The sequence below is a fragment of the Paenibacillus sp. WC2504 genome (assembly GCF_052682475.1).
Genome location: NZ_JBQZFH010000001.1, coordinates 6,578,302 through 6,600,211, shown reverse-complemented (window position 1 = coordinate 6,600,211; position 21,910 = coordinate 6,578,302). Strand labels below are relative to the sequence as shown.

18 protein-coding genes are annotated in these 21,910 nt (G+C 48.1%); 13 read left to right on the top strand and 5 right to left on the bottom strand.

What is annotated here, in order from left to right; all coding sequences use genetic code 11:
• Positions 1-183 precede the first annotated feature (183 nt).
• Together ACUN27_RS29795 and ACUN27_RS29790 are read left to right on the top strand one after the other, a co-directional pair.
• Entirely contained in the window at positions 184-2,391 is a 2,208-nt protein-coding gene (locus tag ACUN27_RS29795) for a methyl-accepting chemotaxis protein (protein WP_315955265.1), read from the top strand.
• A gap of 135 nt (positions 2,392-2,526) precedes the next feature.
• Entirely contained in the window at positions 2,527-3,057 is a 531-nt protein-coding gene (locus ACUN27_RS29790) for a hemerythrin domain-containing protein (RefSeq protein ID WP_315955264.1), read from the top strand.
• A gap of 291 nt (positions 3,058-3,348) precedes the next feature.
• Here the strand turns inward: ACUN27_RS29790 and trhO are convergent, their stop codons facing one another.
• Entirely contained in the window at positions 3,349-4,254 is a 906-nt protein-coding gene (gene trhO, locus ACUN27_RS29785) for an oxygen-dependent tRNA uridine(34) hydroxylase TrhO (RefSeq protein WP_315955263.1), read from the bottom strand.
• 84 nt (positions 4,255-4,338) lie between these two features.
• A complete protein-coding gene (locus ACUN27_RS29780) occupies positions 4,339-8,097 on the bottom strand; it encodes a response regulator (protein WP_315955262.1) in 3,759 nt (1,252 codons plus the stop codon).
• Between the two features lie 173 nt (positions 8,098-8,270).
• On the opposite strand from ACUN27_RS29780, the gene ACUN27_RS29775 reads away from it, so the two are divergent.
• Positions 8,271-9,974, top strand: coding sequence for a methyl-accepting chemotaxis protein (locus ACUN27_RS29775; protein ID WP_315955261.1), 1,704 nt, complete (start codon positions 8,271-8,273; stop codon positions 9,972-9,974).
• Between the two features lie 306 nt (positions 9,975-10,280).
• Here the strand turns inward: ACUN27_RS29775 and ACUN27_RS29770 are convergent, their stop codons facing one another.
• Positions 10,281-10,820 carry a hypothetical protein gene (locus tag ACUN27_RS29770; protein ID WP_445560043.1) on the bottom strand — a complete coding sequence of 180 codons (540 nt, stop codon included), beginning with the start codon at positions 10,818-10,820 and terminating at the stop codon, positions 10,281-10,283.
• Entirely contained in the window at positions 10,799-11,248 is a 450-nt protein-coding gene (locus ACUN27_RS29765) for a hypothetical protein (RefSeq protein WP_445560042.1), read from the bottom strand. The genes ACUN27_RS29770 and ACUN27_RS29765 overlap by 22 nt, the downstream gene beginning before the upstream one ends.
• Here ACUN27_RS29765 and ACUN27_RS29760 point away from each other — a divergent pair.
• The 10 genes from ACUN27_RS29760 (at position 11,226) to ACUN27_RS29715 (ending at position 20,606) form a co-directional block, all read left to right on the top strand.
• Positions 11,226-11,627, top strand: coding sequence for a hypothetical protein (locus ACUN27_RS29760; RefSeq protein WP_315955259.1), 402 nt, complete (start codon positions 11,226-11,228; stop codon positions 11,625-11,627). The two genes, ACUN27_RS29765 and ACUN27_RS29760, sit on opposite strands and share 23 nt — an antisense overlap.
• Before the next feature lie 13 nt (positions 11,628-11,640).
• On the top strand, positions 11,641-11,997 hold the full coding sequence (locus tag ACUN27_RS29755) for a hypothetical protein (protein WP_326061608.1): 357 nt from the start codon (positions 11,641-11,643) through the stop codon (positions 11,995-11,997).
• 101 nt (positions 11,998-12,098) lie between these two features.
• Positions 12,099-13,226 (top strand): stalk domain-containing protein, encoded by a 1,128-nt coding sequence (locus ACUN27_RS29750; protein WP_445560041.1) that lies wholly within the window; start codon positions 12,099-12,101, stop codon positions 13,224-13,226.
• Between the two features lie 158 nt (positions 13,227-13,384).
• The gene (locus ACUN27_RS29745) at positions 13,385-13,711 is read left to right on the top strand and encodes an SPW repeat domain-containing protein (RefSeq protein WP_315955256.1); all 327 of its coding nucleotides are present in this window, start codon (positions 13,385-13,387) and stop codon (positions 13,709-13,711) included.
• 52 nt (positions 13,712-13,763) lie between these two features.
• Positions 13,764-15,836 carry a class I SAM-dependent methyltransferase gene (locus ACUN27_RS29740; protein ID WP_315955255.1) on the top strand — a complete coding sequence of 691 codons (2,073 nt, stop codon included), beginning with the start codon at positions 13,764-13,766 and terminating at the stop codon, positions 15,834-15,836.
• Between the two features lie 112 nt (positions 15,837-15,948).
• A complete protein-coding gene (locus ACUN27_RS29735) occupies positions 15,949-16,716 on the top strand; it encodes an NUDIX domain-containing protein (RefSeq protein WP_157323147.1) in 768 nt (255 codons plus the stop codon).
• Positions 16,717-16,786: 70 nt separating this feature from the next.
• Positions 16,787-17,329 carry a cysteine hydrolase family protein gene (locus ACUN27_RS29730; protein ID WP_326061606.1) on the top strand — a complete coding sequence of 181 codons (543 nt, stop codon included), beginning with the start codon at positions 16,787-16,789 and terminating at the stop codon, positions 17,327-17,329.
• A 63-nt stretch (positions 17,330-17,392) separates the two neighbouring features.
• Positions 17,393-18,226 carry an ammonia-dependent NAD(+) synthetase gene (gene nadE, locus ACUN27_RS29725; RefSeq protein WP_326061605.1) on the top strand — a complete coding sequence of 278 codons (834 nt, stop codon included), beginning with the start codon at positions 17,393-17,395 and terminating at the stop codon, positions 18,224-18,226.
• 6 nt (positions 18,227-18,232) lie between these two features.
• Entirely contained in the window at positions 18,233-19,690 is a 1,458-nt protein-coding gene (locus ACUN27_RS29720; protein ID WP_315955252.1) for a nicotinate phosphoribosyltransferase, read from the top strand.
• Positions 19,691-19,775: 85 nt separating this feature from the next.
• On the top strand, positions 19,776-20,606 hold the full coding sequence (locus tag ACUN27_RS29715; RefSeq protein ID WP_315955251.1) for an aldo/keto reductase: 831 nt from the start codon (positions 19,776-19,778) through the stop codon (positions 20,604-20,606).
• A gap of 303 nt (positions 20,607-20,909) precedes the next feature.
• On the opposite strand, the gene ACUN27_RS29710 is transcribed toward ACUN27_RS29715, so the two are convergent.
• Positions 20,910-21,701: a hypothetical protein gene (locus tag ACUN27_RS29710; protein WP_326061604.1), complete on the bottom strand. Its 792-nt coding sequence runs from the start codon at positions 21,699-21,701 to the stop codon at positions 20,910-20,912.
• Between the last annotated feature and the right edge of the window lie 209 nt (positions 21,702-21,910).

Below are 21,910 nucleotides of genomic sequence, written 5' to 3'. Positions count from 1 at the left end.
AAAATTATGTCAATATAACTGACGTAAAATTAATATGACGAAAGTACCTTATAGTTCGAAAGTATTAAAGATTTTCGAAAATTCCTATTTTTGTCTTGCGTTACGACAGAAACACCTATAAAATGTCGAATAAGGTAAATGTTAAAAAAATTCACACACCATGTGAATATAGGGGGACGGGGTATGTTTGATTGGCTAGGTTTTCGGAAAGGGTTGCCGCTTTGGTGGTCATATCGGTTGAATCGTCACCTTAAGGAAGATGTTGAACATATCTTTGAAGGGATAGCTCATACACGGACCGAAATATTGCGCAGCTGGGTGGCAACGTATTGGTCCCATCTGGACAGATTGCATGCGATGTTAGCCGAGTCAGCTTCTACTTCTTCAACGATTTCTCAGGACTCAGCAGTTATACAGAAAATGCTCACTGCTGCGCTGAAGAGTGGGGCGGATTTTTCGGAAATTTTTATATTGAATGAAAAAGCAGGTGTGAGTTACTCGACATACCCTGCTCACGTTGGCAAGACGTATGTGGCTGGAAGCGGTCTTATGAAAGGGTTGGAGGAGACGCGCAGAGGGGAGAAATGTTTGTTTGGGCCTTTTTCTGACTCGTTAACCCTGGAGATCGGTCCAAGTACCTCGCCGTTTCATGATGCTATGACGATGGCTTTTATCTTGCCTTTGGTGAAGAACGGGGAGTGGCAAGGGGCTATCTGCGGCCGCGTGCCGAACGATGTGCTCGGGGATTTGATTCAACGGGAATCCGGACATGTCTACCCAGATTCAGGCGATAACTATTTATTCATGGCGAAGCCGGTGTTGAATAAGCAGATTGCTCCTGGAACGGCATTGTCCCGAAGCCGGTTTGAGGATCTGACTTTCACGCATGGCGATAATTTAAAAGACGGCGTACGCACGGATTACGGTATCGTTGGCGTTAAGGAACATACGGAGTTGGAACTGATCTTTACAGATCCGGCAACAGGGCAGCTGCACCCGGGTGTTGCGGGAACGATTGCCAAAGGAAGCAACCTGTTCGTGGAATTTCCGGGGTATTCGGATTACCGTCACATCTCGGTTATTGGGAAGGGAGTTACGTTCCAACTGCCGCATTGCCCTGATATTTGGGGGATGATGTGTGAAGGGGATCTGGAAGAGGTATACCGGATACGCAGCATCGATTGGAAAATGTTCAGCTTACAACTTAAATTTATTGTAGGTTTTATATTACTCTCTGGCGCTGGCTTTTGGCTGTTAAACGGTCATGTCTCAAGCGGATTAGGTGCGGCTATCACAGCTGCTGCCGGTGCGATATACGGTTGGATAGGCTCAAGTATCATTAGACGCAAAGGCAGTAAGCCGGTTGTTAAGCAGCTCGCCCAAATCAACAAGTTCATTCGCCTCAACGCGGAAGGCAGCGGAGATTTGACACAGCGACTGCGCGTGCAAGAGTTTGCAGGGGATGAAACCCGGGAATTGGCGAAATGGATCAACAATATGATCGATTCCCTTGAGGGCATCATGTTGCAGGTGAAACAAGCGGCGGCTGAGGTTCAGATCAGCCAAGATCGGCTCAATGAATCGACCGGATCAACAGAGCAATCGACAGGTCGTATGAGCACACAAATTCATAATATGATCCGTTCTTTGCGTGGACAGCTGAAGGACATTGACGTCGCCAAGGATGTTACGCAAAATATGAGCGGCACCCTGCGTGAGCTTGAAGAGAAAGCATCCGATCAAATTGCGGTAGCTCAGGATGAAGTTGGCCGCATCGGGGATAAGATGGATCAGATTTCAGCCAAGGTAGCTGAAACGAATCAGACCATTCAGACGTTCCTGCTTACTACGCAAGAAATTCCGCAGCTGTTGAAAGTCATTGAGGAGATTTCGGCGCAGACGAATCTTCTCTCCCTGAATGCTTCGATCGAGGCGGCCCGGGTTGGCGAGCACGGCAAAGGTTTCGCCGTCGTCGCAGGCGAGATTCGTAAACTGGCCGATCTGACGAAGAAGTCGACGGCAGAGATCAACGAGACCATTGAACAGATCGAGCGCCATGCGCATGAGGCCTTCATCTCAATGGAGGAAGGTACGAAGGTCGTATTGGAGGGGACGCAAATTGTGGCGGCGGCCTCCGAAATTCTCAGCAGCGCGAGCGCCCACGACACCATGAAAACGCAAGTGGTGGAAGAAGTGGTAGCGCTGATGGAGAAGGTGGCGGGCGTGAGCAAGGAGAACCGCCAAATCTCCGCCGAGGTGGAGCAAACGGTGCATGAGCTGCTGCAGGACATGCTGCACGTGCGCCAAACGACGGGAGATGTCGGGGCGATTACCCAATCGCTGCTCCAGCTCATGAATCAGTTCCAATTAACAGAAAGCCGTATTCGATAAATGTTCTAATCGTTCTTTATTCCTTCGCATGAGAGCTGACCCTACCTGCATAGAATGATAATGCAGAAAAGGTCAGCCTTTTTGCGTTTGCTCACGCATGAAGATTTCGGAGGAGAACCCAAAGGAGGATGTAGAATGAAAGACCGTTTGAGCATTCAAACGAATACGGAGTATATCGTGGATCCGAGTTATTTTCCCATACTCGTAGAACGTCTGAAGGAGGAACATTTACAGATGCGCGGGCAGCTTGCCGAAATCCGCACGATGGCTGCTTCCTTGTACTCCCTCGAGGATTGCTCAATAGGCATGTGTAAGCTGATTGAACTCCAAGATCTGATTCTATCTCTGGTGGAAGAGCTGGAGCAGCATTCGGAGTGGGAGGAAAGTGAACTGTTTCCTCTCCTGCAATCCTACTTGCCTCCGACGACTGCGCTGTCGGTTTCCCGTTCTGTCACGGTTCTGGAACAGGATCATGACTTGGCTAAAAGGGTTGTGCAAACTTTCGTTGACGGTGTGAATGCGATGAAAGTGCCGATAGATGAAGAGTTCCTGCATGTGATGGCGTCGGAGTTGATGACGGCCTGCTTAATCCTGCTCAGGCATTTCACCTTGGAGGAGGAACTTGTGTATCCGCTTGCCGACCGTATCGTAGAGCAATTATCTTAAGTACATAGGAAAAGGGTCATTCTCAAGTTGCTGAACTTGTAGATGGGCCCTTTTTTCTAATGTTCACTGAGCCAGTAAGGCAACTGAGTGTGCTTGTTTGTCAGAGTAGCCGTGTTTATGTTTTTCATAAGCAAGCTTCTGATGCGCACTTTTCAGCATGACCATGACCGCCCTGTAGTCGCCGTAGAGAATCGCCTGATCTCGTCTGTAATAAAAAACCGCCCATCTCCAATCTGGAGAGAGCGGTCCTTGTGCTTCACGACCATGATTCTTTATTTAAATGAATGAAACTTATGCTTCAAGCGAGCTAAGCGTCTTCTCTTCACATTCCTTGGAGCAGAAGCTGTTATGCTCTTCTTCGCAAGCTTCACAGCATACATGCTTCAGATGGCACAAATCGTTCGCACAGTTGATGTAGCGATCCTCAGGCTTGCCACAGTGGTAGCATTTGCCTACAATGATATCCTCGTCCGTACGATTGATAGGAACCGAGATCCGCTCATCGAACACGTAACATTTACCGTCAAAAAGGCGGCCCTTCACGTCTTCATCTTTCCCGTAGGTGACAATGCCCCCATCGAGTTGGTAAACCTCTTTGAAGCCTTCTTGAATAAGGAAGCCGGACAGCTTCTCACATCGAATGCCGCCTGTGCAGTAAGTGAGAATCGGCTTGTCCTTAAATTCTTGAAGATTATTGCGAATCCATTCCGGGAATTCGCGTGTTGTTTCCACTTCGGGGCGAATCGCGCCGCGGAAGTGCCCGATTTCGTATTCGTAATGGTTGCGCCCGTCGAGGACGATAACATCCTCTTGTTGAAGCTTTTCATAGAAATCTTTGGGCTTCAAGTGCGTGCCGGTCAGCTCATTCGGATTCACATCTTCTTCGAGACGGAAGGTGACGAGCTCTTTTTTAGGGCGAACGAACAGCTTCTTGAAGGCATGTCCTTCGCTCTCATCAATTTTGTAGACCATATCTTTAAAAAGAGGCATTTGGTTCATCATCGCGATGTAGGCGTCGGTTTGTTCCACGGTTCCTGAGAGGGTGCCGTTGATGCCTTCCGGGGCAATCAGGATGCGGCCTTTGACGCCGAGCTTTTTGCAATAAGCCAGATGCTCTCGAGCTAATGCTTCATGATCTATCACATTAACGAATTTATAATACAACAAAATGCGGTATGGAGCGCTTTGTACTGTCATGATCTTAAACCACCTATACGTATAAAATACATGCTCCTGTCAGCGGGAGCCCTATGCATATAGTGACATAAAACCGCACATTTTTCAATCAAGCAGCAATTTTTGGATGGTGTGAAAGACCTCTTCCAAAGCTATCGCCAGGGATTGCACCTGGTTTTGGATCAGGATGGTTTTGGATTCATCCAGAGGAGTGGACTGTTTCAGCGTCTCTTCGAGCGCGGTTGCCGCGGCATACACACGATTGGCGGACAGGTTGCTTGATGAACCGCGCAGCGTATGCAGGAGATGCAGGGCATCCTCATATTTGATTTGTTGAATGGCTGTTGTTAACCGATCGATTATATCTTGCGATTGTGCATGATATTTCTTCAGCATTTGATGATAAATGTCGGTTTTGCCAAGCAGCCGTTCCAGAGCTTCTTCCATATCCAGTCCGGGTGCCGTCATTTTTCCGCTCAAACTTAAACAAGTGCTCACAGCGGCGAATAAGCGGTCAGGAATAATCGGTTTGGAGATGACTTCATTCATGCCAGCGCGAATGCACGCTAGACGTTTCTCCAGCGTAGAGTCGGCGGTGACGGCAATAATGGGAATGTGCCGCCATTTGGGCTGAAGCCGAATTCGCTTCGCCGTTTCAATGCCATCCAGATCAGGCATATGGATATCCATCAGGATTAATTGGTAATCTGAGGTTTCCAGATGCTGTAAAGCTTCGAAACCATTAGAAGCTACTTGAACGACGCCATTCATGCTTTCCAAAAGAGAGCGAGCCACGGTCTGATTGATGTCATTATCCTCGACAAGCAGAATACGTGGGAAGGATGGCCAAGCTTCCTTACCTTCATGATTTTCGGCATGAGAAGTCTGGTCGGCAGCCTCGGAAGCATAGCTCCCTGTGATCGTTTGCAGAGTTTGGTACAACACGCTTCGTGAAACCGGCTTAACCAAAATCGCGTGCGGTGCGGCCTCCGCAGGCAGCTGCTCCAAGGCATCTCGGCCTGGCAAGGTCGTATAAATAATCGTTTTCAAGTTGTTCCGGTTACAGGTCTCCAGCATGTCTAACCACACTTCTTCCCCGTACATGTCAAAAGCTTCCATATCGAGCAGAACCAAATCCAGTGGAATGAGCTCAATAGCTTTCCTTGCTTCCTTCCAAGAGTAAACACCTGCTGCTTCTGAACACATGGATGCCAGCGTTTGCAGCAGCACGCGGTGCAGCTCCGGGTGATCTTCCACAAGAAAGGCGCGGAGTGGGAAGCGGGTCTGTGACTTCGTTGTTTGCAAGGTTAAAGAAAAAGGAATGCTGACGCGGAACACACTGCCCACACCAGGCTCGCTGGAGGCTTCAATAGAGCCGCCCATATTATCAATGATGCTCTTGGAGATGACAAGTCCAAGCCCTGTCCCCCCGAATTTACGGCTCGTGACTTCATCAGCCTGAACGAAAGGCTGGAACAGTTTGGCGAGTTGTTCATCATTCATGCCAATCCCTGTATCCATAATCGTGAAGTCGATAGACACTCGTTCTTCCTGAAGCTCTCGGACATGAACGCGCAGTGTGACGGTTCCTTGTTCTGTGAATTTAATCGCGTTGCTGGTTAAGTTCAAGAGAACTTGATACAGGCGTAAGGAATCGCCGATGAGGCCAAGGGGCACCTGTTCCTCGATATCACAAATAAAATCGACCGGCTTATGACCGAGCAGCACACTAAGCGTTTCGCACACACGGTCGATCGTATCATCCAGCAGGAAGGCATGATGTTCAATGGCCAGCTTGTCCACCTCCAGCTTGGAGAAGTCCAAGATATCGCTGATGATTTGCGATAAAGAAAGCGAGGATTTGGTGATCTTGGTCATATAATCCTTTTGCAGCGGAGTCATCGCGGTTCGTTCCATCAAATAGGATAACCCGACGATGCCATTGAGCGGGGTTCGAATTTCATGGCTCATCCGCGCCAAGAAAATGCCCTTGGTCAGGTTGGCGTCGTCAGCTTCCTGCTTCGCCAGGATCAGCTCATCTTTGGCCAACATTTGGTCTGTAATATCCCGCGAAATGGCGGAGAAGTAGCGTTCTCCCTTTTCAGCAGGTGTATGAGGAACGACTGTAACAGAGATGAATATCCGGCGCTGCTCTTTCGTTAACGCTTCAGCTTCGAATTCCCAGAACCCTTCGCTTATCGCGGTAAGAAGCCCCTCTTCGAGATCGACGTCACTGCGGATATCAACGTATTCGCTGAAGTGGCACTTTGTCGTATGTTCATTCTCTAAGCCAATTAAATTTTTACCTGCTTGATTCATATAGAAAATGTAGCCCATCTGATCAAAAGAAAGGATGGCGTCCCGCGCGCTTTCTACAATAGTAAGTAGCCGCATCTTCGTTTCATTGCTTTCTTTAATGTCGCTGATATCGCGGGCAATGAAGACGTAACCTTTGAGATCCCCTCCCGGATGCGTAATGGCGCTGACACTCAATTGGACAAATAGGCGGGTTCCATCTTTATGATGCCAAATCCATTCGCTATCTTCTTTCAGATGGCGAAGTGTGCGGATCACAAGTGCTGTGCAATCGGCAGGCACAAATTCTCCGAGCTCAATCGTGTATTTGGCGGCTCTTTCAACAAGCTGGTCATGATTTAACCATACCAGAGGGGTAGCTTTTTTGTGTAAATCCGTGAACTTATAGCCAAGAAGTTCGGTCGCCCGGCGGTTCAGGTGATTGATTGTAAAATGCGGGTCCGTGACAATCATCGCATATTGATTGTGCTGAATAAAAGCTTCAAACGGTTCGAAAAGTTCACGCAGATTTTCGATCATGCCATTCACGGAATGCGCTAGAGCGCCTAGCTCATCCTTGCTTTTGAACTGAAGCGGCTTGATGTAGAAGTCACCTGCAGCCACAGATTCCGTGACGCGAAGAATTTGTTGAATCCGTGAGATGATGAGCGAGTTCGCGGTTAAGCAAATAAGCAGGAACAAGATAATGGCGGTTCCAGCGATTAAACCAACGGTCCACCAAAGCAATGAACTGGCTGGTTGTTGGAAAGCCGTCATCGGCATGGAATAACCGAGATGCCAATTTAAATTGGGCACACGGGCATAAAACCATTGCGCTCTTTGGCCATTATCCAAATATTGGTCCAAATAGCCAGCATCCTGCTGGAATGCTTCTTCCAAGACATATGCCAATGAAGGATTATTGTTCAAAATATTCTGTTTTAAAATTTTACTGGCATCCGTATGGTACAGGATGGTTCCTTCATGGTTCACAATGACGGTCTGAACTCCTTCAAGGGGCGTATGAAGGTGATCGCGAAAAGTAGCTTCCGCGTCCAGTGAAATGTCCACGATGCTAGTTACGTTTTTGTTTTCATCCCAAACAGGAGCGGTAATGGTAATGATATATTTGCCTGAAATTTCACCGATATAGGGATCCGAGATGTAGGTTTTGCCGAGCATAGCCTCTTCAAATCTCCGCTGACCTTTAATATTCAGCTTTTGACCGGTGGTAAGCAGAAGATTCCCGTCCTGATCCGCCACGCCCATTGCCAAAAAGCGATTGTTCCCGGTTTGCAGTTCTTGGGTTAGGTAGCTCAGCCGTTCCTGAACAGTTCCATACTTCATAACGCTAACACGGCTTACCATCTCAACTTCGGCTAGGCGAATGGATAGGAAGTCGTATAAATTTTGCGCGGAATTGGAGACAGAAGTGATGGACTGGGCTTTGATTTGCCCAATTAATTTATCTTTCGAAAGCTTATAATTCGTAAAACCTACAACCGTTAACGAAAAAGTAGTGATTAGAACAAGAAGTGCAACAAGCTTGAAACGTAAAGATAGTGACATCGGAAGCCTCCATAAATCGTCAAGATTCATCAAAATGTTAGGAAATCTTACAATTTTGATTACCGTATTACGTAATTCATTTAACGATTTCGTTTTATGATAATAGGTAACAGGATGATTTGAGTATACATCATTGTGGGGTCATTCATTCATTACTTGGAGGGATTTCAATCATGCGTTTTACTGTAAAAGCGAAAATGATGATGGTATTTGTAATTATTTTTCTCATGGTCGGAGGATTAAGTTTAACTGATATGACGCGGATGGGCGTGCTCAAAGACAACAGTGCGGAGATGGCTACGAATTGGATGATCGGCGTGCAAATTATTGATGAGATTCATTTTAACTCGGAGCATATCTTAACCCTCTACTATCAGAAAAAGCTAGAGCCAGATACGAAAAAACATGAGCCCTTAGATACAGGAATTGCTCAAGCGATGACAAGAATCGACAAATTGTTAGAAAACTATAAGGAAAGTCTCTCAGGAGAAGAAGATGCTGCCAAGTTCAATGACCTTAACAAAAGCTGGGAAGAGTTCAAAGCAGCCTTCATAGTCAACAAACAACTTTCCGCTGATCCTACGAAAACGAAGGAGGCTGCAGAAAGCCTTCAGGCGCTGGCAACCACATTTGGCAAAGCGCAAAAAACGATGGCTGAAATGGTGACCTTTAACCAGGATGGCGGAAAGCTGGCCGATCAAGAAAATAAAAATCTGTATCAAGAAAGTGTCAAGATATCACTAATTGTACTAGGTGCATTGATCGTCTTCATGCTGGCTGCTTGTTACGTACTTGTTAGCAATATCTCCACACCTGTTCGCAAAACGTCACAGGCTTTAAACCGTATTGCCAACGGCGATCTTACCGTGGAGCCCATTATCGTGAAAAATAAAGATGAAATCGGCGACTTGGCCGGCTCCGTGAATCAAATGGTCGACCACCTGCGCCATTCGGTGCATCATATGCTGCAAGCTGCAGGCAGTGTGGCAGCATCCTCCCAGCAGCTATTTGCCAGTTCGGAGCAAAATACGTCCGCTTCCCAGCACGTAGCGGCAGCTGTGCAGGAATTCGCAGCAGGTGCGGATACACAAGCACAAAGCTCGATGGAGTGCGGCAGAGCCATGGAGGAAATGTCGGTCGGCATTCAGCGAATCGCAGAGACGACCTCGGATGTATCGGAGCTGTCCATTTCCGCTACGCAAATGGCAGAGGAAGGCACACACGCTATGGAGCGGGTTGCTCATAAAATGCAAGCGGTCAGCCATTCAGTTGACTCGGCGAATCAGGTCATACTCGAGCTGGAGAGACACTCCCAGAGCATTGGGCAAATCTCGACGCTTATTGGAAATATCGCGTCCCAAACGAATTTGCTCGCTTTGAATGCGGCGATTGAGGCTGCGCGTGCCGGAGAGAGCGGCAAAGGATTTGCGGTTGTTGCGGGAGAGGTTCGCAAGCTGGCCTCCCAAACAGATGAATCCGTGCGTGATATCTCTGAACTCATTTCCAATATTCAGCGGGATTCGGTTCGCGCTGCAGGGGTTATGAATACTGGACTCCTGGAAGTACAGGAAGGCTTGAAAGAAGTGGGCAGCGCCGAAATGGCCTTCGGTCAGATCGTAGCCGCTTCTCAGGAAGTAGCGAGCAAAATTCAGGAAACCGCTGCAGCTGCACAGCAGATGGCTGCTTCCACAGAGCAGATTGCCGCAACAGTGGCTAATGTCGGTTCAGTCGCACAGCAAACATCAGGAACAGCGCAGTCTGTAGCTGCTGCGACGGAGGAGCAGCTGGCTTCCACGGAGGAGATTACCTCTTCGGCGAGAAACCTGTCAACCATTGCCCAGGATTTACATCAAGTAGTGACAGCTTTCCGGATTTAATGAATATTTAGATATTTTTGCTAGTTTACTAGAACTTCTCTGAGGTGATCTCAGAGAAGTTTTTTCATAGTTTTACAAGGAAGCCCTCTAGAAATATGATTATTTTTTAATATTTTACATTTTATTCCAATGTAAAATAGTTGATAGACTGATGGACAACCGCCGCTTCAGTTTATGTATCCAAAGGATAGAATGGTGTATTCCCTAGTAGAGGAGGGCGAGCATGAAGGCACGTCAAGCGGTTAATAAATTTAAGAAAAAAGGGTGTAGAACAAAGAATCCTAAATTTAGCTCATCTAAACATATTCACCATCCTCGCGCACCTAAGAAACTTGCTAACGCGTCAGCCCTTCTGTCCCCCCAGAACGCAAATTCAGTAACCACGGGCGGGGCGACTAATTCTTCAAGCACCGAGGGGACTACATCGGTCAATGAAACCACTTCGAGCTTAAGTGGAGCGCACAGTACATCAGACACAGATAGTAATTCAACGGCAACGGAATCTTCAACGAGCAGCAGTGGGGCTAACAATGCTTCTGACACAGATAGCTCGGCTACAGTTAACGAAACGCTGACAAGCACCAGCGGCTCGAACAACACATCCGATACGGACAGTAATTCAACCGCAACAGATACATCCACGAGCAACAGCGGAGCGACCAGTTCTTCAGATACGGACAGCTCGGCTACAGTTAACGAAACGCTGACAAGCACCAGCGGCTCGAATAACACATCCGATACGGACAGTAATTCAACCGCAACAGATACGTCCACGAGCAACAGCGGAGCGACCAGTTCTTCAGATACGGACAGCTCGGCTACAGTTAACGAAACGCTGACAAGCACCAGCGGCTCGAATAACACATCCGATACGGACAGTAATTCAACCGCAACAGTTCTTCAGATACGGACAGCTCGGCTACAGTTAACGAAACACTGACAAGCACAAGCGGATCTAACAACACATCCGATACAGATGCAACAAGCTCGACAGGGCCAAGTTCTTCAACGACCGGAGATAACTCCTCCACTAGTGGCAGTGACGCTACTAACTCTTCGGACACAGATGCCTCCTCCAGCGCTGGCCCAAGCACTTCAACGACGGGGGACAACTCATCGACCACGGGAAGTACTTCCACGAATTCCTCTGACACCGACTCTATGGCAACAACAGGAGATAATGCTACCACGAATACGAGCAACGCAGACAATTCTTCCACTAACGATAATTCGAGCAACGCTGGCAGCACATTGGATTCAAAAAGCTGTGCCACTAATGAATCCGATAATGAAAGCACCTCAAATAATACATTTGATTACAATAGTGCATTAATGAGTACAGCCAACGGATTGGCGAGTTCAGCCAATAATTCTGCCAATACGGTCTCCAACGGGAACAGCTTCACAGTGGGCAATAGTACGCTTATCAACTTTAGCGATAATACATTGCTGATAGGTGTTTTACTCCTCCTGGCGAAAAATTGCTGCTGCCAGCCGGTAAATGGCTCAAATGCTAAAGATGGGTGCAATTGTGGAGGAAGCGGGAAAGGACTATCCGGTTTGGAAGGACTTGTCACGAAATTTCTGGAAGAGGAACGCGAAAAAAAACAAATGATGTTTGAGATTTTAAAACAAAACAATTCTATCAACTAGGAGGTGCACTTCTGTGAGTCTAGTTAACAGTTCAAAATCACAATTCTCTTTTATCAAGAAAGAAAATCAAAATGACTTGACCATTACAATAAACAACTCTTCTAAAGAAGCGCGTATTCTTACTTTTACTGTAAGGGATGCCGACACAGGAAACAGGCTGCCTGCGACAATAAATGGAGAGTATCTGGTAGATGAGGTCCAAATTCCTCCGGAAACCCTCCGAATTCTGCTCATAGATGTGTCTCTTGCAGAACGTCAGATACTTGTTGAGTTCACCAGAACTTCCTCAGGAAGTGGAATGTCCATTAGACAAAAAAACAGTTCAATGAATGGCAAGGTTGTAGATTTTATTGAATTGCTTTTAAAATAACAAAACGAATCAGACTTTTTCATTCGCTCGTGCGTCTTGTTATCGTGAAGGTTAGAACAAATATAGATGACTAGACCATAACGAATGAGGAGTGACGTGAAATGAGAAAGAATCCTTTTAACATGTTGAAAATGAGTGTGCTCGGATGTGCAATGCTGGTTGGCGTAAGCGGGGCTGTACTAACAGCAGGGTCGGCTTCAGCAGAGACGGTGACGGCTGTTCCCATTAGCGTGAAGGTGACACCGATTGCCATTCAAGCCGCAGCGGTTCAAATTAAAGAGGTCGTGCTTACCTCCAAGACGGAAAATTTGAAGACGAATGTCAAAGTTCCTCAGCTTACAGGGATGCTGGATGCGAAATATGAGGAGCAGTTGAACGATATTCTTTTGTCCCATGCCAATGAAGATTTGGCGAACTGGGAGAAAGAGGCGGATGAAGCTGCAGCTGATGCCAAAACCAAAGGGTTTACGTATCGTCCTTATGAACTCACGATTATTTATGAATTGAAATCGGATGGCACGGGTTCCCCGGCGGGGCTCGTTTCCCTGCAAATTACGACGTACGGAGCTACAGGGGGAACTGGTATGCCGCGCGTTGACACCTACAATGTGTTAAATCGTGAAGAAGCCCAGCGCGTTACCTTGCAGGATGTGCTCGGCGATAGTTACAAGGAAACCGTAGATACTGGAGTTCGAGCGGCCATGGATGAGCATCCGGAGAACTATTTTAAGGACGATTTTAAGGGCATTGGAGAGTCACAGGGCTTTTATGTGGAAAATGGTGAAGCTGTCGTCGTATTTCCGAAATATGCGATTGCACCGGGCGTAATGGGATCTCCGGAATTCCGGTTTCCACTAGCTGCGGATTTGACCATTCCTGTTAAAACGGAGCCGGCTCCCAAAGTTGCTTTGGATTTGGCTGCCGGTGACCAAATAACGAGTGCAGAAGGCGCAAACTTGGTGCCATTCCGCAAGGTAGCAGAAGGTCTTGGATATGAAGTAGCTTGGAATCAAGCCACGTATACGGCAGAGCTTCACAAGGGAGCGCAATGGACGAGTGTGACCGTGGGCAAAGACAGCTATTTTTATGCGAAAATGGCACCTGTGTCCTTGGGGTCAGCCCCGGTCATTCAGAATGATGCCTTGTATGTGCCGCTCAAATTCGTGTCAGACATTCTGAAAGCTGAAGTGAAAACAGGAGATGCCGGCGTTTTACACATTGAACAGTAATTCACTCATAAGCTCATAACCACGAAGCCTCTAGTCCGCCCAAATAAATGGGTGAGCTGGAGGCTTTTCTATATCACATATTTGAAAGCGTTTGCGTATACTATATTATCTCGTAAAAGGACTCCTTTTACGCTGCCAAAACTTGTAGGAGGTGGAAGATGACCATGTATTTGAAAAATGGATTGTCGGCTTGCATGGGACTCTGGTTTTTGGTCAGCCCCTGGGTGTTTGGATTTGAGGCTCAAACGAATGCGTTCTTTATCTGTGTGCTGCTTGGAAGCGTGCAATTCGTGGGATCGCTGCTCGCTCTAGGCAAGTCAGGGAAGCGGGTCTGGCAGAACTGGCTGTGCCTGCTGATTGGTGCCTTTTTTATTCTCTTTCCGAATGTGTTCCACGTAGAGTTGATGGCTTATTTCTTATTTGTCGTGCTTGGTTTCTTGACCATTCTCATCAATTACGCCAATCTGTATGCCGACGAGCAATGATCGATTATACTGGTGTTAAGTAACAATTTCCCATAGGAGGAAACACATAGATATGCTCCGTTCATTAGAACTGATACACAACTATAGAACAGGGGACACCGCAGCAGCTTCTGAGCACAAATGGTTAACCTACATGGTTTCGGCGGAAGAGCGCATCGTGAACTTCGAGCGCATTCAGTCGATCCAGGAGCTGGCTCAGGCGAACCCTGTTCTTGATTATGTCCAGCGGACCTTGCTCAGGTTGGACGAGCTTGGGTTGTCTTTTTGGAAGAAGGAAGTGTTGGAAGTAGTATTGATCTGGTCCGAGGTCTCCAAAGGAGGTACTCTGAGGGATCGCTTTACGTGGCAGAATCAAGGGATTCATCTCTATGTACATAATCAAGGCTCCGCTCAACTGTATAAGCTTCATGCCGGGAATTCAAGTGATAAATCGGCTGTGATACATACGTTAATCTATACGCACGGGCTCATTGGACAGACGATTCGAGGGGAAGTCCCCCTACGGGAACACGCCCCGTTAACCAAATTAGTGGAAGATCACTTGCTATCGGCCGATGAGTTAAGGGATCTGCTTCTGGCGTTGAACGAGTGTATCATTGCAGCAGTCTCGGAAGAGCTTTGGCTTTCGGTCAGCAGTCAAGTGAGGTCGTTGATTGAGAAGATTTTACTAGGAGAATTGGAACCAGAGATTTCTTTCAAAGACAGGTTGGCTAAATTACGCGGCAACTCTATTCGAAAAGGTGAAAATTTCGAGCGGGACTATCAAAGGATTTTGGATGAGGCGCCTGAGCTGCTAAACGGTTTAGGGGCTTTTTTGGAAAAGACGACCTTGTGGTATGTAGAGGCGGCTTTCCAGGATTTTACGTTAAGGCAGATGGTACGCGTATTTCTGATTATCCAAGAGGCATGCCGTGAAGGGGATTTGGTCCGTCATATCAGCTTTGAGCCCTTTATGAATATTTTATATTACGATTACAAAGGCAGTAAGAAAGTCAACGTGTACAAGAAACGGATGATCGAAAAATATGTGGATGAGATGACATGGGAAGAAGTAGCTCAAGGAAAATTGGCGTGGAGCAACGGCCACTTGAAGCACCTCATTGAGCGGAAATCTCAGCTTGCGGATACCGTGTTTTTTACCTGCCAGTTTTCCCCTGCTGCCGAGAAGCTGATTGAATTCTGCGTAGAAGCCGAGAAGTCCCCGTTATATGAAAAGGCTGTACTGTTGTTATTTGATCTGTTTGAATTGCGGAGAGATGCCTACGACCGTTTTCACAATGAAGAAGATTATTTGACCACAATGAATCAGACGGCAGATTATAAGAAGTTGATGCTGGACTACGTCGTTGGGAAGCGTGTTGTCGATATCGGTCCGGGCGGTGGTGTCATGCTCGATCTGATTGAACAGTATTTGCCGGACAAGCATCCCATTGGGATTGATATTTCCTCAAACGTGATCGAGGCGCTGGAGCGCAAGAAGCAGCTAGAAGGTCATCGATGGACTGTTCTGAAAGGGGACGCGCTTGATCTAAGGCAGTATGTGGAACAAGGAACCATTGATACGGTCATCTTTTCTTCCATCCTACACGAACTCTACTCCTACATCCCTTATGAAGGGAGAAAATTCAACCATGCGACCATTGCGGCGGCACTGCGCAGCGCTTATGATGTTCTCTCGCCTGGCGGGAGAATCGTGATTCGCGATGGGATTATGACGGAGCCTGTCGAGCAAAAGCGAACAATTCACTTTTTGCAGAACGGGGATATGGTGTATCTCGAACGGTATGCGAAGGATTTTGCTGGACGAGAGATTAAGTATGAGGTTGTTGAGGCGGATAAAGTGGTTATGCCAGTCAATGATGCGATGGAATTTCTCTATACCTATACTTGGGGCGAGGAAGCGTATGTGCATGAAGTGCAGGAACAATTCGGTTACTTTACACCAAGTGAATACATAGCTTTTATCCATCGTACGTTGGGACCTGAGGCCAAAATTATTGAGAACAGGCATTTCCTGCAGGAAGGATATACGGAAGCGCTGAAGGGCAAAGTAAAACTGCTGGATGAAAGTGGAACCGCGGTTGCGCTGCCGGACAGCACCTGTTTAATAGTCATCGAAAAATAGGCTGTTGCGATTTGTTATTCAGAAAAAAACTGTTGCGCGCGTCATTTTAATATGTCATAATGAAAATATCAAAACGACAATATGATTAATCGCATCCAAGCAGGTGATCGCCTTGAACGCAGAAAATGAAAGCAATTATCAAGCCAGCAAATATCGTACGCCAGACGGTGCTCCTGCCGACATCGTGATCTTCACCATCACTTCCGAAGGAAAGGATTCCACGAAGAAGTCGCTCCCGCATAGAGAGCTGCAAGTGCTGCTCATTCAAAGAAAGCAGTGGCCTTTCGAAGGACAATGGGCGCTGCCAGGCGGATTCTCGTCCGAAAACGAGACGATTCAGGAGAGTGCGCGGCGTGAGCTGACGGAGGAAACGGGAGTTTCCGATGTACACCTTGCCTATTTCAACGTGTACAGCACGCCGAAACGCGATCCTCGGGGGTGGATCATCTCCCACGCATTCTTCGCATTAGTGCATGAGCGCTTTCTGGAGAAGCGCCAAGCCGCAGATGATGCCGCAGATGTCCGATTGTTTCCTGTGGAGGAAGCCCTCGCGATGGATCTTGCGTTTGACCACGAAATCATCGTTCGTGATGCGCTTGCCCAAATTCAGACGAAGATGCTCACGACAACGATTGCCAAAGAGTTTTTGTCCGAGGAATTCACAATCAGTGAATTGTATCAAGTAATTCAGACGGTCGTCCCGACCTTCAATGAGCGGAATTTTATCCGTAAAATTACATCTACACAGAGCCGCAAAGGGATCATCGAAGAGGTTCTGGACCACAACGGACAAGGGAAAATGTCAAATCGATATTCCCAACGTGCGGCTCAGCTCTATCGTTTTACCGATTATGTGCCTCAGCTGTCCATTTACAGCTAGGCCTCTCTTTTATCTTTTGATATTGTCTTATTAATAGTATCAAATATACTAAATCAAGGAGTTGGTTAAGATGAAAGCATTGATTATTATTGATTATACGGTCGATTTTGTTGACGGGAAGCTTCCTTGCGGGGAGCCGGGCATTGCGATAGAAAACCGGATGTGTGAAATCACGGAAGCATTCGTAGAGCAGCAGGATTTCGTCGTTATGGCGGTGGATCTGCATGATGAACAAGATCCGTATCATCCGGAGACGAAGCTGTTCCCGCCGCACAATATCCGCGGCACAGCGGGCCGCGATTTATACGGCAAGTTGAATACCGTCTATGAGCAGTATAAGAACAATATTTATTGGATGGATAAAACGAGATACAGCGCCTTCTGCGGTACGGATTTGGAGCTGAAGCTCAGAGCCAGAGGCATTCAGGAACTTCATCTGATTGGCGTCTGCACAGATATTTGCGTGCTGCACACAGCGGTGGATGCTTACAATAAAGGCTTTGACATCTTGATCCATGAAGACGCGGTTGCCAGCTTTAACAGCCAAGGCCATGCATGGGCTTTGCAGCATTTTGAAAGCACACTTGGGGCTAAAGTTGTTCGCGGTTGGTAGTATGAAACAGCAGCATTAACAGGAATGCTAGGATCATCCAATATAATGAAGGAGATGTTCCCAATGTCACATACGACACAAGCTGAAATTCAAGCCATATTGCATGTAGAAAGCGAAATTAACGCGGAAAACGAAATCCAACGCCGTACCCAGTTTCTTAAAGAGTATCTGCGCTATACAGGAGCCAAAGGCTACGTGCTGGGCATGTCCGGAGGCCAAGACTCCACATTAGCAGGCAAGCTGGCTCAAATGGCGATCGATGAAATGAATGCGGAAAGCGGCAAGGATGCTTATCAGTTTATGGCGGTTAGACTGCCCTATGGCATCCAAAAAGATGAAGAAGACGCACAGGCAGCCATTCAGTTCATTGCGGCAAGCCGAGTTGTCACGGTCAATATTCAACCGGCCGTTGATGCATCGGTGAAGCAATTTGCGGAAGCGACAGGCGAAACGCTGAGTGATTTTCATAAAGGGAACGTCAAGGCTCGCGAGCGTATGAAGGTGCAGTATGATTTAGCTGCGCATTACGGGCTTTTGGTCCTAGGGACGGATCACGCCGCTGAGGCTATTACGGGCTTTTATACGAAACATGGGGATGGCGCCTGCGATGTGGCTCCCCTCTATGGGCTCGATAAGCGGCAAGGCAGGGAACTGCTCAAGCGGCTGGGATGTCCGGAGCATTTGTATTTGAAAAAGCCTACGGCTGACTTGGAGGATTTGAAGCCGGGTCTTCCGGATGAAGAAGCCCTTGGTGTTAGCTACGTGCAATTGGATACCTATTTGGAGGGCCGTCCCGTTCCTGCTGATATCGCTCAGAAAATTGAGGAACGCTATACGATTACGGAACATAAGCGCAGAGGACCGGTAACCTGCTACGACACTTGGTGGAAAGGATGATCCTATATGAAATACGAGAAGAATTATGAAAATTTAACGCTGCACACAGATAAATATCAAATCAATATGATGTACGCGCATTGGCTGAAAGGCACTTATCAAGAGAAAGCCGTTTTCGAGGTGTATTTCCGCAAGCTGCCGTTTGACGGCGGATACGCTGTTTTTGCCGGCTTGGAGCGGCTCGTTCATTATATTAAGCACCTGCATTTCGGGGATGATGAAATTGCTTATCTGCGGGAACAGGAAGAGCATTACCGCGAAGACTTTCTTGAGGCGCTGCGCGCGTTCAAGTTCAGCGGCGACTTGCAATGCGTACCGGAAGGTACGCTCGTTTTCCCGAACGTGCCGCTTGTGCGCGTAGTCGCCAGCATCTTTGAGGCGCAGTTTGTAGAGACGGCGATTCTCAACTTCGTGAACTACCAGACGCTTATCGCGACGAAAGCTTCGCGGATTAAACAGGTCGTCCCGAACGAGGTGCTGCTCGAGTTCGGGACCCGACGCGCCCAAGAGGCTGACGCCGCGATCTGGGGCGCAAGAGCCGCTTACATCGCGGGCTTCCACGCGACGTCGAACTTGCGGGCCGGGATGCTGTTCGGCATCCCGACCAAGGGCACCCATGCGCACGCGTGGGTGCAGGCCTTCGACACGGAAGAGGAAGCTTTCCGTGTGTATGCTGAGGCACTGCCGGAGCAAGTGACGCTGCTCGTGGATACGTACGACACGCTGCGCAGCGGCGTGCCGAACGCCATAAAGATCGCGCGCATGCTGCAGCAGCAAGGCAAGCGTATGAACGCCATTCGCCTCGACAGCGGCGATTTGGCGTATTTATCCCAGCAGGCGAGGCATATGCTGGATGAGGCGGGCTTTCCCGAGGTGGCGATCGTCGCCTCGAACGATCTCGATGAGAATATCATCGAGGGGCTGAAAGCCCAAGGTGCCAAAATCGATGTCTGGGGCGTAGGCACCCAGCTCATTACCGCTGCCGATCAGCCTGCGCTCGGTGGGGTTTACAAGCTTGTTGCCCTGGAGAAAAACGGCGAGTTCGAGCCGGTTATCAAAATTTCGGGCAACCCCGAGAAAGTGTCCAATCCCGGCTTCAAGGAAGCCTACCGGATTATCAACAAAAAAACCGGTAAAGCGGAAGCCGATTACCTGGCCATGGAGCACGAGGTCGATATTCAGCGCGGCGAGCGAGTGAAGTTGTTTGATCCCACGCATACGTATATCTACAAGTATATTGAGGACTATGAAGCGGTTCCGCTGCTTAAGCCGATTTATGCGGGAGGCGAGCTTGTCTATGAGCTGCCTACGTTGGATGAGATTCGGGCGTATCATAAGGAGCAAATCCGCACGTTTTGGCCGCAATATTTGCGCAAACTCAACCCGGAAGGTTATCGTGTGAACTTAAGCACGGAGCTATGGGAGCTGAAAATGAATTTGATCCATGCGCATACCATTATGTAATTGGATACCCCAAGTGGTATGATAGGGATTGTGCGTACTCTTTCAAGAGCCGTCATATCCTATGAACCGATGGAGGGATTATCTAATGTCGACGCAAGCATTTACTCAAGGTGTTCAACTCAATAATGGCGTGCATATGCCATGGTTAGGACTAGGTGTTTGGAAAAGCAAAGAAGGTCAGGAAGTCATTAACGCTGTGAAAACAGCCCTTCAACTGGGTTACCGAAGTATTGATACGGCCGCAATCTATCAGAATGAAGAAGGTGTTGGTCAAGGGCTGCGTGAAAGCGGTGTGCCGCGCGACGAGATTTTCGTCACCACCAAAGTGTGGAACTCCGATCAGGGCTATGAGTCCACCCTGCAGGCCTTTGAAGCAAGCCGCAAACGGCTCGGCCTCGAGACGATCGATCTGTATTTAGTTCACTGGGCTAAACCGGCGACGTATAGGGAAACTTGGAAAGCCCTTGTTCATTTGCACAAAGAAGGACATGTCCGCGCGATCGGCGTTAGCAATTTTCAAATTCATCATTTGCAGCATGTGATTGAGGATACAGGTGTCGTACCTGCTGTGAACCAAGTCGAGTACCATCCGCAGCTGGCGCAAAAAGAACTGCTCGCCTTCACTCGCGAGAATAACATTCAGCTGGAAGCTTGGAGCCCGCTGATGCAGGGCAATCTCGATCATCCGGTGCTGTCGCAGCTCGCGGCCAAGCATGGGAAATCGGCGGCACAAATCGTGCTGCGTTGGGACATACAGAACGGTGTCGTCACGATTCCGAAATCGGTGACAGCGCATCGGATTCGCGAGAATGCGAATATCTTTGATTTTGAGCTGAGCGCTGAGGATATGGCTCTCGTGGATTCGTTGAACCAGAACAAACGAATCGGACCTGATCCGGACAACGTGCCGTTCTAAAAATGGAATTCCCGCGGTTTGTTAGCGGGGATTCTTTTTTTTCGGCCTCCCTCTCGGCTCGAGGGGAACTACAGGGCGTTATTTGCCCGCGAAACAGCTCTTTTGCGGCTGGACGGGAACTGTGGTCCTTTATTTGGCCGATTTTATGGCGAGATACGGGTATTGGCCAGAAATAAGTCCCTGTAGTTCCGCTTCAGCAGCTTCATGGGTTAATTTTGCCGAAATAGCGGACCCTAGTTCCCTCCTCTATTTTTCCTGTTCATTTTTACATTCATGCTCAGGGGCTTGTCCCTCCGACTTCACTTACTTCAGCAGTGTAATCATCTGATACACCTCGCGATGATCGCCGGGCAGCAGGTAATCTGCGACCTTGAGCTGCGAGGAACCATCGCCGTCAAGGAAAAGACCGTCCACGAGCTGACCGCTCCCCACCTGCTCCAGTATGGCTGTGCGGAATTGTTCACCTGTGCATGGTGTAGGCGCTACGACCAGGTACACATTATTGTTCCTGTCGTACACGATACCTGAGCGCATGCGCTTCTCGTTAATGACCGGCATCTCTTCCGAATCCGCCTGGGCCGCCCAACCGTCCGGGTTCGTCAGTCCCATGCTCACACCGCCTTGGGCCCAGTAATGGTTTCGATCCATGACTTTCAGCTCGTTGGCGTTTTCGACCACTTGAATCGTGAAAGTTTGTGCCTTTTCATCCCAGACCAATGTCCCTCGTTTGCGGTCGATATTAAACCAGCCGGAGCCGTAATCGCCGGGCTGCCCTTTGACCGGGAGGTCGTTAATGACGGCAATGCTTAGCAGATAACCCTGCCAGAAGAAACCGCCGTTGATCCCATTATCGCTCAGGTCCGTGATATTCCCGGTGATAGCCTTGAGCCCTATATTTTGCGGCGGAGTTCTGATCGTGTGAAGGGTAACGCCATTGCTTGCCTGATCGACGCGATACTCGGAAATGGGGAGGTTCGGCGGTCGGACATGTCCATGAGTCCCCCAGACAATGGTCCATATGAAACTAGTTATCATAATTAGGATATAGATAAGTAGGGAGGCTGCTTTATTTTTGGCGAGACGGATCGTATACATAAGGCAACTCCTATCATTTCAATCATTTTATTTCTATCAGTCTATGAAACTCAGAAATAAATTATGCTAATCGCACGAAAAAAGCCCATCCGTAAAGTGAAGGTGTCACTCTAGCGAATAGGCTTTTCTTGTATGTACCAATCCTAATCCTATTAAAAAATTGGAATTCTCGCTTTATTTCCATCCTTTGCGTATAAAATGGCTTCGGA